This window comes from Ktedonobacter robiniae (genome assembly GCF_016587375.1).
Lineage (GTDB): Bacteria > Chloroflexota > Ktedonobacteria > Ktedonobacterales > Ktedonobacteraceae > Ktedonobacter > Ktedonobacter robiniae.
In genome coordinates this window covers 3,287,205-3,301,682 of sequence record NZ_BNJG01000001.1, presented here as the reverse complement: position 1 = coordinate 3,301,682, position 14,478 = coordinate 3,287,205, and the positions used below count along the sequence as shown (strand labels likewise).

General features: G+C 55.1%; 13 protein-coding genes. 4 read left to right on the top strand and 9 right to left on the bottom strand.

All coding sequences use genetic code 11. The annotated features are described in order from the left end of the window. Positions 1 to 232: 232 nt before the first annotated feature. Positions 233 to 2,734: an endonuclease MutS2 gene (locus JMJ04_RS13835; protein ID WP_201371054.1), complete on the bottom strand. Its 2,502-nt coding sequence runs from the start codon at positions 2,732 to 2,734 to the stop codon at positions 233 to 235. Between the two features lie 505 nt (positions 2,735 to 3,239). Here JMJ04_RS13835 and JMJ04_RS13830 point away from each other — a divergent pair. Next, the gene (locus JMJ04_RS13830; protein WP_201371053.1) at positions 3,240 to 3,674 is read left to right on the top strand and encodes a hypothetical protein; all 435 of its coding nucleotides are present in this window, start codon (positions 3,240 to 3,242) and stop codon (positions 3,672 to 3,674) included. 98 nt (positions 3,675 to 3,772) lie between these two features. Here JMJ04_RS13830 and JMJ04_RS13825 read toward each other — a convergent pair whose 3' ends face one another. After that, positions 3,773 to 3,931, bottom strand: coding sequence for a hypothetical protein (locus JMJ04_RS13825; RefSeq protein ID WP_201371052.1), 159 nt, complete (start codon positions 3,929 to 3,931; stop codon positions 3,773 to 3,775). A gap of 53 nt (positions 3,932 to 3,984) precedes the next feature. Here JMJ04_RS13825 and JMJ04_RS13820 point away from each other — a divergent pair, with 53 nt between their 5' ends. After that, positions 3,985 to 4,278, top strand: a complete 294-nt coding sequence (locus JMJ04_RS13820) for a hypothetical protein (RefSeq protein WP_201371051.1) — start codon at positions 3,985 to 3,987, stop codon at positions 4,276 to 4,278. Continuing rightward, positions 4,260 to 4,613, top strand: coding sequence for a hypothetical protein (locus JMJ04_RS13815; RefSeq protein WP_201371050.1), 354 nt, complete (start codon positions 4,260 to 4,262; stop codon positions 4,611 to 4,613). Before JMJ04_RS13820 ends, JMJ04_RS13815 begins: the two co-directional genes overlap by 19 nt. A 63-nt stretch (positions 4,614 to 4,676) precedes the next feature. Here JMJ04_RS13815 and JMJ04_RS48015 read toward each other — a convergent pair whose 3' ends face one another. The 4 genes from JMJ04_RS48015 to lepB (JMJ04_RS13800) all read right to left on the bottom strand — a co-directional run bounded on the left by JMJ04_RS48015 (position 4,677) and on the right by lepB (JMJ04_RS13800) (position 7,952). Beyond that, entirely contained in the window at positions 4,677 to 4,808 is a 132-nt protein-coding gene (locus JMJ04_RS48015) for a hypothetical protein (RefSeq protein WP_268887335.1), read from the bottom strand. 24 nt (positions 4,809 to 4,832) lie between these two features. Beyond that, on the bottom strand, positions 4,833 to 5,654 hold the full coding sequence (locus JMJ04_RS13810; RefSeq protein ID WP_201371049.1) for an alpha/beta fold hydrolase: 822 nt from the start codon (positions 5,652 to 5,654) through the stop codon (positions 4,833 to 4,835). Positions 5,655 to 6,279: 625 nt separating this feature from the next. Continuing rightward, entirely contained in the window at positions 6,280 to 7,089 is an 810-nt protein-coding gene (gene lepB, locus JMJ04_RS13805; RefSeq protein ID WP_236038019.1) for a signal peptidase I, read from the bottom strand. Positions 7,090 to 7,325: 236 nt separating this feature from the next. Beyond that, positions 7,326 to 7,952, bottom strand: coding sequence for a signal peptidase I (gene lepB, locus JMJ04_RS13800; protein ID WP_236038157.1), 627 nt, complete (start codon positions 7,950 to 7,952; stop codon positions 7,326 to 7,328). Between the two features lie 508 nt (positions 7,953 to 8,460). On the opposite strand from lepB (JMJ04_RS13800), the gene uvrA reads away from it, so the two are divergent. Then, positions 8,461 to 11,652, top strand: coding sequence for an excinuclease ABC subunit UvrA (uvrA, locus tag JMJ04_RS13795; RefSeq protein WP_201371047.1), 3,192 nt, complete (start codon positions 8,461 to 8,463; stop codon positions 11,650 to 11,652). A gap of 79 nt (positions 11,653 to 11,731) precedes the next feature. Here uvrA and JMJ04_RS13790 read toward each other — a convergent pair whose 3' ends face one another. The 3 genes from JMJ04_RS13790 to JMJ04_RS13780 form a co-directional block, all read right to left on the bottom strand. Beyond that, positions 11,732 to 12,991, bottom strand: coding sequence for an undecaprenyl/decaprenyl-phosphate alpha-N-acetylglucosaminyl 1-phosphate transferase (locus tag JMJ04_RS13790; RefSeq protein ID WP_201371046.1), 1,260 nt, complete (start codon positions 12,989 to 12,991; stop codon positions 11,732 to 11,734). A gap of 148 nt (positions 12,992 to 13,139) precedes the next feature. Continuing rightward, complete coding sequence (prmC, locus tag JMJ04_RS13785) at positions 13,140 to 14,039, bottom strand: peptide chain release factor N(5)-glutamine methyltransferase (protein ID WP_201371045.1); 900 nt, start codon at positions 14,037 to 14,039, stop codon at positions 13,140 to 13,142. Positions 14,040 to 14,065: 26 nt separating this feature from the next. Next, a complete protein-coding gene (locus JMJ04_RS13780) occupies positions 14,066 to 14,467 on the bottom strand; it encodes a DUF2203 domain-containing protein (RefSeq protein ID WP_201371044.1) in 402 nt (133 codons plus the stop codon). Between the last annotated feature and the right edge of the window lie 11 nt (positions 14,468 to 14,478).

Genomic DNA, 14,478 nt, shown 5'->3' with positions numbered 1-14,478 from the left:
AAAACGTTCTCCACCAGAACGTTCCTTTATGCTTGTAGCACGATCAGGACCCGCTGCGAGTTTTAGCTATCGTGCGATATCCAATTCTCTCCACAGCGTAGCACAAAAGCGCATTCATGACCAGACATGCATGAGTTTTATCCATTCAGAACATGTTTCACAAAAACAAGCAGAAGTACGCTCTCTCGCAGCTTTGCTGCGAGAGAGCGTACTTCTGCTTGTTTTTCCTAAGCTATGCGCTGAGGTTGACGACGGTGACACCGTCGCCGCCCTCCTGGGGAGGCGCGGAGTTGAAGGACTTCACCAGGGGGTGATGAGAGAGCTGCTGGCGAACCGCCGAGCGTAGCGCCCCCGTTCCCTTGCCATGCAGGATACGTACAAGCGCAAGGCCCGCCATCGTAGCATCGTTCAGGTAAGTCTCCAGCTCCTCCAGAGCATCCTCGACGCGCCAGCCGCGCATGTCAAGCTGCATGGAGACCGCCGGGCGGTCCTCATAGCGCGGCATGACAATGCTGGGCGCGCTAGGGACGACGCTCTTTTCACGCTCCTTCGAGGCCTGGCGCTTGCTGACACGCTCGATGTTATCCACGTCAACGCGGAAACGCATCGATCCCATCTGCACCTCGGCCGAGCTATGATCGGGAGAGAGACCAACCAGATCCGCAAGCTGACCAAAGCTCAGCACGCGCACCGTGTCACCCACCTGCAAGGGACCATCCAGGCGCTGAACCGCTGGATCTTCCTTGCGCGGCTGTGCTGGCTCAGGCACCAGCGCAACCTTGTCTTCCAGGCGACGAGCGGTGTCCCGCGCCTGGTTCAGGCGCTCGCGGGAGACGCTGGCTCGATCAGCGGTAGCGCGAAGTTTCGCCAGCTTGTTCTGCACCTCGTCGAGTTCGCGCCGCGCCTGCGTCCGTGCCTGGTTGATGATCTTAACACGCTCCTCCTCCAGGCGATGGCGCTCCTCCTGCAATTGCTTGCGCTGGTATTCGGCCTCGGCCCGCTCCATGCTCAAGTGATAGCGCTCGTCAGAGGCCGCCTGACGCTCGCTTTGCAGACCCTCAAGCAGGTTCTCCATACGCACACCAGAGCTGCCCAGAAACTGGCGGCTGCTCTCAATGATCGGCTCATCCAGACCCAACCGCGTCGCAATCGCCAGGGCGTTACTACGGCCTGGCAGACCGATGCTCAGCTTATAGGTTGGCGAGAGCGTCTCTACATTAAACTCAACTGAGGCATTGACGACGCCTGGCTGCTCGTAGGCAAAGGCCTTTAGCTCGGTATAGTGCGTGGTCGCCACCGTCGAGACCTTACGCTCAAGCAGGTAGGAGAGAATCGCCCGTGCCAGGGCCGAGCCTTCGCTGGGATCGGTACCCGCGCCCAGCTCATCAAAGAGCACCAGCACATGGTGATTCTGGCGCTTCACCAGCGTCTCCGCCAGCCGACCATGAATGTCGGGCACGTCTTGCTGCTGAACCGCCTCCACGCGCCGCAGGATATCAATGATACGACTCATGTGCGAGGAGAAGGTACTCAGGCTCTGCTCAATACTCTGCTCATCGCCGATGTCGGCCAGCACATCCTCGAAAACGGCGATCTCCGAATGCACGTCAGCTGGGATATGCATACCAGACTGCGCCATCAGAGTTAGCAGGCCCACGGTCTTCAAAGCGACGGTTTTACCGCCCGTGTTCGGACCGGTAATGACCACCATGTGGAACTCGCGCCCCAGGTAGAAGTTCGTCGGCACCACCTTCCCGGTCAGGAGAGGATGGCGCGCATTGTGCAGATCGATACGCCCTTCGGCATTCAGGATAGGCTCGCTGGCGCTCGTCATACGCGCATAGCGTGACTTTGCCAGGTAGGTATCAAACTCGGCCAGCAGTTCGACCGCGACCGTGAGCGACTCGGCCTCGTGGCCGATCTCGGCGGAGAGCACACGTAGAATGCGTTCGATCTCGCGCCGCTCCTCGACCTGTAGCTCTCGGATACGGTTATTGAGTTCGACCACGACCATAGGCTCAACAAAGACTGTTGCGCCGCTGGAAGATTGGTCATGGACAATACCGCGTACCTGGCCGCGACTCTCGGCGCGCACCGGAATTACATAGCGATCATTGCGCATGGTAATGATCGGCTCTTGCAGGTGCTTGCCATACTCACCCACCAGGGATCTCAAGCGATCTTGCAGGCGTTGACTGGCGCCGCGAATATCAAAGCGAAGTTTTCGCAGGGTTGGGCTGGCAGTATCCAGCACCTCGCCCTCCTCGCTCACGGTCTCCTCAATGCGACGAACGATCTGTGGACGCTGGGGAATATCCGAACCCAGCGTATGCAGCAGAGGATAGTGCTCCGGCTCCAGCTTATCCAGCAGGCGCGCCACATACAGTGAACTACGCACCGTCTCTAGAACCTCAACAAGGTCGGAAGGCGCCAGGATGCCCTCACGAGAGCTACGCACCAGAAGAGGGCGAATATCGTGTGCGCCCCGCACACCTACATCGGGATACAGGTCGATCAAGCGTACTGCTTCAGTTGTATATGCCAGGCGACGCCGCGCCTCATCCAGATCCGGCGTGGGCATCAGGGCTAAGACCAACTCTTTACTGGCGGAAAACGCCGCCTCTTGCGCTACTTTCGCCAGAATTTTGGGGTATTCGAGCGTCGTTAAACTTTTTTCGTGCATATGCGTATTGAAAATGTCCTTAAACATGGCTATGCGCCCGGAGGTGGGCACAACGGCATCATCCTTCTTATGCGAAAACCAACCCCCATTCGGGGGCGCAGCACCACTACCGTGGCTAACGCTCCCCCATTCGGGGACCACCTAAAGGTAGCACGGCAAGCGCGCTCAGGTTTTCGAAGAGGCACTTCGAGGAAAATTCAGAATAATTACTTCGGCGACCCTCACTTATGGCACAACAGAGGGTACAATATGGTCTTAAGCCAGAACTATCATGGGTGTGTTCTCTTCAGGGGTTTGCTGTCCAGTCCGCACTACTAACAAAAAATAGAAGATGCTGCTCGCCGCCGTCCGCTCTTGACTAAGATACCATATATTGTCGCTCACGACAATAAGCCAACTACCTTTTTCAAGAGTATAGAGTGTGGTGGCGTCTTCGGCGCCGAGGCGCCGAAGACGCCACCACACTCACATACATAAAAACCCTATCCCTGTGACAAACGTATATGCAGAAAGGGCCTTTGTATGACCTGCATCAAAGGATGGGAGTTGAAAAGCGATGATCCTGCAAAAAGGCGAGCGTGTCTTCTGGGGAGCGCCAGAGGTTATCTACCTGGAAGGCACTATTACCCAACTGCAAGAGGAGAGTCAGAGCGTCGTCGTCCATGTAGAGCGAGCTACACCTCATTCAGCGCACTTGATTGGCAACGAGATCGCCTTTGCCGCTCAGGGCTTGCAACCCCTGCAAGGCGCAAGCCCTCCCGGCACCACCAGCGAGCGCGCAACCCAGGCCCTTCCCCCTCCTCAGTTTAGCGACGAGGAAAAGGTACGCCGTGGCGCAGCCGTCGCAGTCCACCAGCAATATGGCTACCATCTCTCGCCAGAGCAAGAACAGGCCCTCATCAACCAGGTCGCGCAAGCCATTAACGCAGACCCGGCCCTGTGTCAACGCATCATCCAATCCATGGACGAGATTTTGCATCGTGAGCGTTAACCTTTATAAACGGGGGAAAGACATGAATTGCAGACAGTGCAACGCACCAATCGACAGGCAGGCGAGCTTCTGTCCTCAATGTGGAGCCACCGTGCAAGCTAGCACGCCGTCTGCCTGGCAGCAATCATCGCTGGGCAATCCCCATGAGGAAAAGACGTTCCTCGCGGGTCCATCACAACAACCCTCCTGGCAACAGCCAGTACCAGGCCCACAAGCAGGAACTTCTTACCAGAGACCAGGGCAAATGTCTCCCTCAATGCCTCCTGCTCCGTTTCCACAGTATCAGAGAAATTCAGCAGGAGAGAGAAACATGCAACCAAACGCAGATCCAAGAGGAGCAGCAGTCCAGGAGAGGCCTCAACCACGTAAGCGTAGCCGCGCAGGCCTGACCCTGGGCTGTCTCTCTATTCTTGTCATACTGGTCCTGGCCCTGGGAGCCATCTGGACCTTCGGCATACGTCCTTATGCTCACGATATGGCGACACAAGAGTTAGATGCCGCTATGACGAGGGCCGTGAACCAGGTACCGGATGCCTCGAATATTACAAACATTCCCGGCCTTCCCCCACTTCCCCCGGGATCGATGTGCCTATTCCACCCCTGAAAGTCACGCAAGATGCATTCAACAACCTGGTCGTGCTCAACCTACCACCAAATAGCCCGGTCCAAAATCCCAGCACCCAAATCACACCCGATCATGTGCGGCTAAGCTTCACAGTCTATGGCTTCGCCAGCGCGATCTCAGTCCTACCCCAAATACAAGATGGAAAGCTTGTTGCCACCAACACTACCCTGGAAGGACCCATCGGCCTGGTCCTCTCCTCCGACGACATCACGACACTGCTCAACAAGCACTTCGCCGACGCTCAAGCCCGACTCAAACGCCCCATCAAGAGCATCACCCTTAACAACGGAGACATGAGCATCCAACTCGGTTAACATCATGTGTAGGGGCCATGCTTGCATGGCCTCACAACTCCGCTTATAAGGAGATCTCCCATTTTACACGTGATAGTGAATAACCACACGTGTCAGAGCATCGGTCAGGGAGCGCGGATCGGTACGAAAGAAATCTTCTCCCATCACTGCCCCTGTAACTGCCGCCGTATGTGGATTCGACTTCTTCTCCCCCATCAAAGATACCAGGCCGGTTGGCGGTCAGCGGCTTTCGCCTTCCTCCACCCGATCCAGCCACTCACGCATGAGGGCGTGGCACAGCACATTCTGTTCGATATCCACAAAATGTCCGGCCCGATCAAGTACAGCAAACGTCGCTCTGGGGTAGTTGTCCAACAGATCCCAGGCGTCCCGGTATCCACAAATTTGGTCCTGCCGTGCAGTCAGAATGAGCGTGGGGCCACCAAAGGGAGTGGGAAGTCGATCCACATCAAAGGAAAAGGGGCCAGCCGGATCTAGCTGAGCGAGAAAGGTATGGTCGGCTAGCTGGACCTCTGCCAGCACATCGCGCATCGCCTCCACCACCGTGTGGCTCTGTACCACAACGAGGTCCGCGATAATCTGTGCCTCGCTCGGCTCTAATTGGGCCATTAACATCGGGTCTTCCACAAGCGTAGTCCTGGGTGGGAGATGAACCTGGGCGGGATCGGCCTTCATTTGAGGTACACAGAGCAGCACGCCATCGATCAACGCCGCCCTATGATAGAGTACACCACGAGCCAGGTAGCCACCATAGGACATGCCAGCGAGCACGAAGTGTTGGTCTGGGATGACCTTGTCGATGAACGCCAGCACAGTTTCGAGCATCTGATCGTGCGTGGCTAGACAGTCCACGCTCGGGGTGAGCCCTGTGCCGGGTAAGTCAGGATAGATGCGTAGCCAGCCATCCCGCTGCGTGAAAAGAGGTTCCATGAACCGTTCCATAATACGATGATCGCTTGGCCGCCCAGGCAACATGACGATGGGCCGACCAGCACCTCTGGTTTCATAGAAGATCGCCAGATCTCCCAGGTCACATTTCACGTGCTCATACCTCCGTTTAGTGTCGTTTGTCAGTATTGTGATCGGGTTTGACTTAATCCTTATCATTGTATAAACAAACAAAACGAGAAGTAGCGGCAGCTTCTGCCGCATTTCCTATCAATGATACCACAATGTACAGAATGGTGATGGAAGAAACCAAGTGTTGAGCAGTTTTCCCAGGCTCTGAATGGTCGCCAAATCGGTACCAATAACAAGACAATTCCGTTGAAATATGTTCAACTTTTTCATGCAAGCAACTCCTAAAGCCCCTTCTTAAGGCCTTCTAGAAGTGTTAGCAGTAGTATTATCGAGCCAGGATATATAATTCCTCTGTTCGCACTTTTCTCGTACCCATCTAACTATAGCCGCGTAATCTGAGCCACTTTTATCTACATTATTACTATACATATCTGAGAGACGCCATGTATGTTGGACATAATCGTAGATGTTTCTTTGTAACGTTTCTTGCAATTGCTTCGACCATTCATATCTTTCGAGCATTTTCTTACTCCAGCCTTCGCTGAGGAAATATTTAGCCGGGTAGGGAAAGAAGCTTTCCCACCCGGCTAAAGGCACTTCAACGAGAAAAACAATTTTTAAGCTTGCCTGTTTTTCAGGCTACTTATTATACCTCTTCTTCCTGGTCCTGCTCGGTGGCTTCTTTGGCATTGCAGCGGCGTTGGGCACGTTGCTGCCAGTACCACCAGCCGCCAAGGAGGGTGGGCAGCAGGAAAGTGGCGGGCAGTTCGGCCTGGGAGATGAGTGAGGGATACCCACCCTGCGAGGGGGCGATCTGGGTGGCAGGAACAGGGGCAGGCTTCACCGGACATATGGTGGGATTACTGACCTGGGGTGGCTGGGGCACCTGATCAAAGATACCGCTCTCGTTCTTGACCAGCCCCCAGTTATCCTGTCCTAAGGGCCAGAAGACAAACGCGGCCTGGCCTACGAGATTCTGCTTGGGAACACAGCCCCAGGCCCGCGAGTCTGAGCTACCAGCACGGTTGTCTCCCAGCACAAAATAATCGCCCTGGGGAATGACCATGTTGACAATGGGCGCATAGGGATTCCCCTGGCGGTGCGGATCGATATATGTCTCAGATAATGCCTTCCCATTTACAAATACAGTCGTGTCTTGAATGGTGATAACGTCGCCTGGGAGGCCAACAACGCGCTTGATGTAGTCCTGGTCGGGTTCAGGGGGAGCGGCAAATACAATCACATCGCCGCGGCGGGGTGGATGGAAGAGATACGACCACTTGTCGACAAAAATAAATTGTTGATTGTGAAAGTTCGGCTCCATGCTCTGGCCATCAATGTTGAAGTTCTGGACTGCCAGGCGAATCACCAGAAACATCAAGACGGTCAACACGATGGTTTCGATGATTTCACGCACTAAGCGGAAACGTTTTTCAAAATCCAGCTCTACATCCACGGGCTTTCCTCGTTAAACTGTTTCAAATAATATCAATAAGTTCCACCATAGTATACAGGAAGGATACCACGAAACGTAGCGTCGTGCTGTTCGTGGCCCCCGACAGTACTATTTCCTGGTTGCGCAGCTACTTCTGATCCGAAAACCCTGAGCGCGCTTGTCCCCGAACGGGGGAAGCGTTAGACACGCAAATGGCGCTGCGCCCCCGAATGGGGGTTGAGTTTCGGAATAAGATCTTAGCGCCTGGCATTGATTGTATCCGATGGTTGGTGTACCTTCACGTAGACAGATGAGACATCAGGCAAAAGGCCAATGTTATCCGCCTTAAACGGCCAGTAAATAAGCGCCGCACGCCCAATGATGTTAGCACGCGGGACCAACCCCCACGAGCGCGAATCATAACTGTCAACGCGATTATCCCCCATCACAAAGTAGTAACCAGGAGGGACAAGGAGATTATGTATGGGTCTATCAGTGGGTGAGGCCCCTGCTTTGGCGGGATCAACGTATGTCTCATTGAGCCGCACACCATCAACGGTTGGCACCCCGTTTTCGACCGAGATCACATCTCCTGGCACAGCGATAATACGCTTAATGTAGTCGGCAGTCGGTTGCGGGGGCGCCTCAAAAACAATGACATCCCCACGCGCAGGCTGGCGTACATAATAGCTCGCCTTGTCGACAATCAGGCTCTCCTGATTATGGAGCCGCGATTCCATACTCTTGCCCACCACATCAAATTTCTGCACCGCGAAGTTGATCGCGAGAAAGAGCAACACTGTCAGCGCCAACGTCTCTACCAGCTCGCGCACAAAACGGTAGCGCTTCCCAGTATTCAGCTTTACACCCATACGTACCTCCACCAAAGTCACTTCCTTCTTCTCAGGCCACATCTTTGCAGCCAACCAAGACAACTCTGCTACAAGCTGTTTTTATTGTAATCTATTTCCATCAAAGGAACATAGCCATATTTAGACAGAATTACGGACTACACGTCATAAACCAAGAAATAATTCCCCGCTCCAGAGTGTTTTCTCTTAGTAGTGACCCTTTTGGCCTGTAGCAATTCTCACATGTACAGAATGGGTTTGATGGATTGGGAGGAATAACGCAAATGCTCTTACTCTCCCCTTTGAGAGCATGAAAAGAATCCGCTCTAGCCGGTCCCATAACCCTTGACGCAAAGCCGCCAGTATAGTAGTGTTAGATGGAACGTTTGTTTGTATTTTCTACGGTACTTTGGCGAGAGTATACCAGAACAAAAGAAGGTGTTCCTGAACATTTCAGGGCAGCACTTTCGTTGGCACACCCACATAGAAAATAAGCACTGTAGTTATTCTACGTTTTGCAGGGACGGACGGTTGGATTGTTATGCCCCAGGATAAAATAGTAGTTCGTGGTGCACGTGAGCACAATTTAAAGAATATTAACGTGACCATTCCGCGCGATAAGCTCGTGGTCATCACAGGTCTTTCGGGTTCGGGGAAGAGTAGTTTGGCGTTTGATACCATCTTCGCGGAAGGGCAGCGTCGCTATGTAGAGTCGCTCTCGGCCTATGCACGCCAGTTCCTGGACAAGATGGAGAAGCCCGATGTTGAACACATCGACGGCCTTTCGCCTGCTATCTCCATCGATCAGAAAGGCACAACCCACAACCCACGCTCAACAGTTGGCACCGTTACCGAAATTTATGACTACCTGCGCCTGCTCTACGCACGCATCGGGCACCAGCATTGTCCCCAGTGCGGTCGCGAGGTCAGTCAACAGACCCTCCAGCAGATTGTGGATGCTGTCCTCAGCCTGGCTGATGGCTCACGCATCATGCTGCTGGCCCCTCTTGTTCAGGGCCGTAAAGGCGAATATAAGAACGTCTTTGAAGAGATGCGCCGTTCAGGCTATGTCCGCGTGCGCGTCGATGGTGAGATTCGCGACCTGAGCGACGAAATCGACCTGGATAAACAGAAGAAACACACCATCGAGGTCGTGGTTGACCGCCTGATTATTCGCAAACAGAAACGCGAGGAGAACGAGGAGAATGGGCTGAAGAAGGTGGCCGAGCGGCCCGCGCTCTACGAGGTCAATGCCAGCAAAGAGGCCCATCGCGACGAGGACAATATCGCGGAACCAGATATTCCCGCGATCCTGCATGAAGAGGTCGATCCAGCCTTCCGCCAGCGCCTGACCGATTCGCTGGAGACGACCCTCAAACTCGGCAATGGGGTCGTGCTGGTCTCTGTAATTGGTGGAGAGGAAACGCTCTACTCGGAGAAGGCAGCCTGCGTCTACTGCGGCATTAGCCTGCCGGAGATCGCTCCCCGCACCTTCAGCTTCAACAGTCCCCACGGGGCCTGCCCCACCTGTACCGGCCTGGGAACGCAGATGGAGATCGATCCTGAACTGATCGTGACCCATCCCGAGGTCAGCATTCTTGAGGGCGCCATCGCCCCCTGGAGCAAGGTCGTCAATGGTAGCCAGTGGCATAGCGCCATTCTGGAATCCCTGTCCAAGGCCTATGACTTTGATCTGAATACGCCCTGGCAGGACCTGAATGAAGATATTCAGCAGAAAATCCTGCACGGTATTCCCGAGCAGCTTGCCATTCGCTATACACCTCAGCATGGGCAGACCAAGACCTATAATGTCCATTTCGAAGGTGTCATCCCCAATCTCGACCGGCGCTATAAGCAGACCGATAGCGAGGGTATTCGCGAAGAGATTGAAGGCTATATGACGGCACGCATCTGCCCGGATTGCCGGGGCGCGCGCCTCAAGCCAGAGGCTCTTGCCGTTACTGTGGGGGGACATAATATCGTCCAGGTGACGAGCCTCTCAATCACGCACACTCAGCGCTTCTTCCAGGAATTGGAGGATGATGTACTCGCCAGCCGGAGCGGCGTCAAACCTGGAGAGCCCATTCACCTGGCACCAGTGAAGAATGGCAAGACGAAGAAAAATGGCAAGCAGGGCAATAGCCTGCTTGGCGATCCCCTGGCGAAAATTGATACGCGGGGACAGCTCGTTGCGACGATCCTGACTGAGCGCGAGCGCTTTATCGCGCGTCAGGTGCTCAAAGAGATTCATGCCCGCCTACAATTCCTGGTCGATGTTGGCCTAGACTACCTGACGCTGAGCAGGGCCGCAGCCAGCCTCTCTGGCGGTGAGGCCCAGCGCATTCGCCTGGCAACCCAGATTGGTTCTGGCCTGATGGGGGTACTCTACATCCTGGACGAACCCAGCATCGGCCTGCACCAGCGTGATAACGAGCGCCTGATCAAGACCCTGACGCGCCTGCGCAATCTGGGCAACACATTGCTGGTGGTTGAACATGACGAGGACACGATGCGCGCCTCCGATCATATCATCGACATTGGACCAGGCGCGGGCGAGCATGGTGGCTATGTCGTGGCCGAGGGAACCTATGACGAGATCGTGGCCAATCCCAACTCGCTCACCGGCGACTACCTCTCACGCCGCCGTCGCGTCGAGATTCCCACCGAGCGCCGTCCCGGCAACGGTAATAAGCTTACCATCAGGGGCGCAAATGAGAACAATCTGAAGAATGTCGACGTCGATATCCCCCTTGGGAAGTTCGTCGTCATCACTGGCGTCTCAGGCTCTGGCAAGAGTACGCTCATCACCGATATTCTCTATCGCAAACTGGCTCATACCTTCCACCGCGCTCATGAGCGCCCTGGACAGCACGAGACCATTGAGGGGCTTGAACACCTGGACAAGGTCATTGATATTGACCAGTCGCCGATTGGGCGCACACCACGCTCCAATCCGGCCACCTATACGAACGCCTTTACCGGCATTCGCGAACTCTTTGCCCAGGTACCCGAGTCACGCATGCGTGGCTATATGCCTGGCCGCTTCTCCTTTAACGTCAAAGGTGGGCGCTGTGAAGCCTGTAAGGGTGAGGGCATTGTACGCATCGAGATGAACTTCCTGCCCGATGTCTATGTTCCCTGCGAGGTCTGTAACGGCAAGCGCTATAACCGTGAGGCTCTGGAGATCCACTACAAGGGCAAAACTATCGCCGATGTACTGGATATGACCATTGAGGAGGCCGCTAGCTTCTTCGTGAACGTCCCCTCTATCCATACCAAGATGCAGACGCTCAAGGATGTGGGTCTGGGCTATATGCGCCTGGGGCAGCCCGCGACCACGCTTTCAGGTGGTGAGGCTCAGCGCATTAAGCTGGCGACCGAGCTATCACGCCGCGCCACGGGACGCACACTCTACATCCTGGACGAACCCACCACCGGTCTGCACTTCGCCGACGTAGATCGCCTGCTCAGCGTCCTACAACGCCTGGTAGATACTGGGAACACGATTGTCGTCATTGAACATAACCTGGACGTCATCAAGTGCGCCGACTGGATCATTGACCTGGGACCCGAAGGGGGCGACGGGGGTGGTCGCATCATCGCCGAGGGTACGCCCGAGGTGGTGGCACAGGCGCCACAGTCCTATACCGGGCACTTCCTTAAGCGCATGCTGGAGGAAGAAATCGAGATGATTCGCCAGCTCAATGAGACCTCCAACGAAGTCATGGCGTAGAAGAAAGCAGAAGAGAAGGCCCCGGTGCTTGTACAAGCACCGGGGCCTTCTCTTTGTCGGACAACCACACGGCCTTAACCTAGCTCTCCGTCTGCAAGCGTGCGTGATGGTGCTCGCCCCCAGTTGGATTTGACTCCTGCTCGTCAGAGAGAGGCGGGCGTGGCGAGTTGAGCAGGGTCTCGCGCTGCTTCTGGAGATTGTCCAGCCAGAAGGTCAGAAAGAGCATCGTCGCGCCAACGAGCAGCAGTCCGACAATCTTAACCCCCTTTGGCAGGCTCAGGGCCAGGAGGCCAAAGGCCGTTGTCAGGCCATAAAAGATATAACAGATCTGTTTGGCGTTCAAGCCTGTAGCCATCAAGCGATAGTGGAGGTGAGAGGTCGTATCAGGCTGGGCGAACGACTGGCCACGACGCAGGCGGCTCACGATGATCACGGCAACATCCAGTATGGGCACACCCAGGACCATGAGCGCCAGAGCCAGCTTGGCTCCGCCCATGATGGAGAGGGCCGCCAGCATAAACCCGAGAAATTGCGCCCCGCTATCACCCATAAAGATCTTGGCCGGGCTCCAGTTGTGCGGCAGAAAGCCTAGCACCGCACCTGTGAAGATTCCCGCCAGCAGGCCAATAGTGTACTGACCAAGGTAAATACTAATGATGGTAATGAAGAAGCCAGTAATTCCGACCACACCCGTGGCCAGCCCATCCAGGCCATCTACAAAGTTGATGGTATTGGTCATGCCCGTAAACCAGAACCAGGTAACGATGACAGCTGGGATCGCCAGCCAGGTAATATCGGGCTTGTGAATCAAGATAGAGATGATTGGCTGCTGATACCAGGGGAGACCGGGATGCTCGACCGCGACTCCAAAGGGATTGCTAAAGCCAAAGAGAATGATGCCATAAAAATGCCAGTTCCACGGACCAAGGATAATCACGACCGCGAGCGACTGGACAATAAATTTATGGAGGGCACGCATCCCACGCACATCGTCATATGCATGGACAGCTACCAGTAAGAGGGAGGCCGCCATCAATAAGATAAAACGAATCATCTCATCCGGCTTCACCTCGTGGTTGGACGCGTAAAAGATGAGTGAGGCGACCACGAAGGCCAGGAAGATAGCTACCCCGCCCAGGCGTGGCACTGGCTTCTTATGGATACGGTCGCGCTCTTTCGTAGGCCGATCCAGCAAATCGAACCGGGTGCAAAACTTGATGACCCCAAAGGTAAAGAGGTACGAAAGCAGAAACGCGACCGCGCCGCCTCCTAGAATTAAGAGCAGGTCTGGTAAACTAAACGATGACACTTGAGCCTCAACGATTCTCAACAGAGCCATGTGGACTCTCCCCGCTAAACGCGTCACAGCAAAGGTACATTGCTACTACGCACTCTTTTCTATAAAAACACGCAAATACATCACTTTTGACGGTCTCATATATGAAGCGGGGTATAACCCAGGATCATGCCTCAGTAACGGCGATCAGTTATGGGACCTGGTTGCCGCCGGGTAGTCGCACCACCAGGTGGCGGTCCAATCCAGCGTAGTCACTGATACACGCCACATCGGCCTCGGGCCAGAAACTCTTTACTAGGCGTGTCAGTGGCTCTTGATGCAGGTAACCCATTTCCAACACACACCATCCCCCAGGCCTCAGCATACCATATTGACGGGCTTCGCGACACAGGCGCGTCAATAAGCCTAGCCCATCTGGACCACTAAAAAGGGCCAGGTGTGGCTCATAATTCCATACGTCGGGAGCCATCTGTGGTAATTCGTTTGTGCCGACATACGGTAGGTTGGCGAGCAGCATATCTACGGGCTGGAGCAAGGCCTGCAAGAGATCGCTCTGCAACAGGATCACACGCTCCTCAACGCCATAGCGCTGGCAATTAGCACGCGCAACCTCTAAGGCCTCCGTCGAGACATCGCAGGCATAGATTACAGGCAGGCGTGGCTCCTCTAGCGCCAGGGTAATCGGGATAACCCCGCTCCCGGTGCCAACATCGGCCACAACTGGCGTCTCTCCCGCATCCAGGCGACGCCGCGCCTCCTTGAGCGCAGCTTCCACCAGTAGTTCCGTCTCGGGGCGGGGAATAAGCACGCGCGCATCCACCTGGAAGTCGCGTCCATAAAATTCCTTCTCGCCAACAAGATACGCGACAGGCTCGTTGCGGGCGCGCCGTTCAATGAGTTCGCGAAAGCGCTTCTCCTGCTCTGCGCTCAACTCTCGCTCGGGATAGGCGTACAATGTCGCCCGTGGCACCTGTAGTATATGTCCCAACAAGACCTGGGCGTCCAGGCGCGGATTCTGTTCCCCTCCGCGCCCATCGCGCATCTGCAAACGCTGTATTCCCTCTTGTAGCACCCGTTGAATGCTTGTCATACCAAACTCTCTCGTACTTCTTCTTGCTACTCATCCTCAAATGGTTGACGGCCCGCGAAGCCAGCCTCCAGAGTATGCCAGTAGTCGATATGCTCTTCGCCCAGGTGCCAGCAGAGGTAGACCTCTTCGCCGTTACGCAAGCTCAAAAAATCAATCAGACCAATTTCCGGGTCCTTCAGCTCACAGCCCAGTTTCTGCAACTCTTCCATTGCCTGTTGCAACGCCTGGACATGCTCCAGCAAGCTTTCCTGAACATGCAGTATCTTGCCTTGCAGGTGGTGCCCATTGCCCATAGACTTCACCTGCATCTCCTCAAGATCCTTCTCTAGCCCTTGCGCCTGGCGATAGTGAACCTGGATTTTGCCTAGCTCCACACTGATCGCAGGCAGCAAAGCCTCCGCTTCGGCACGCGTAAAGTAGTGCGGCATATGCTCCCTCC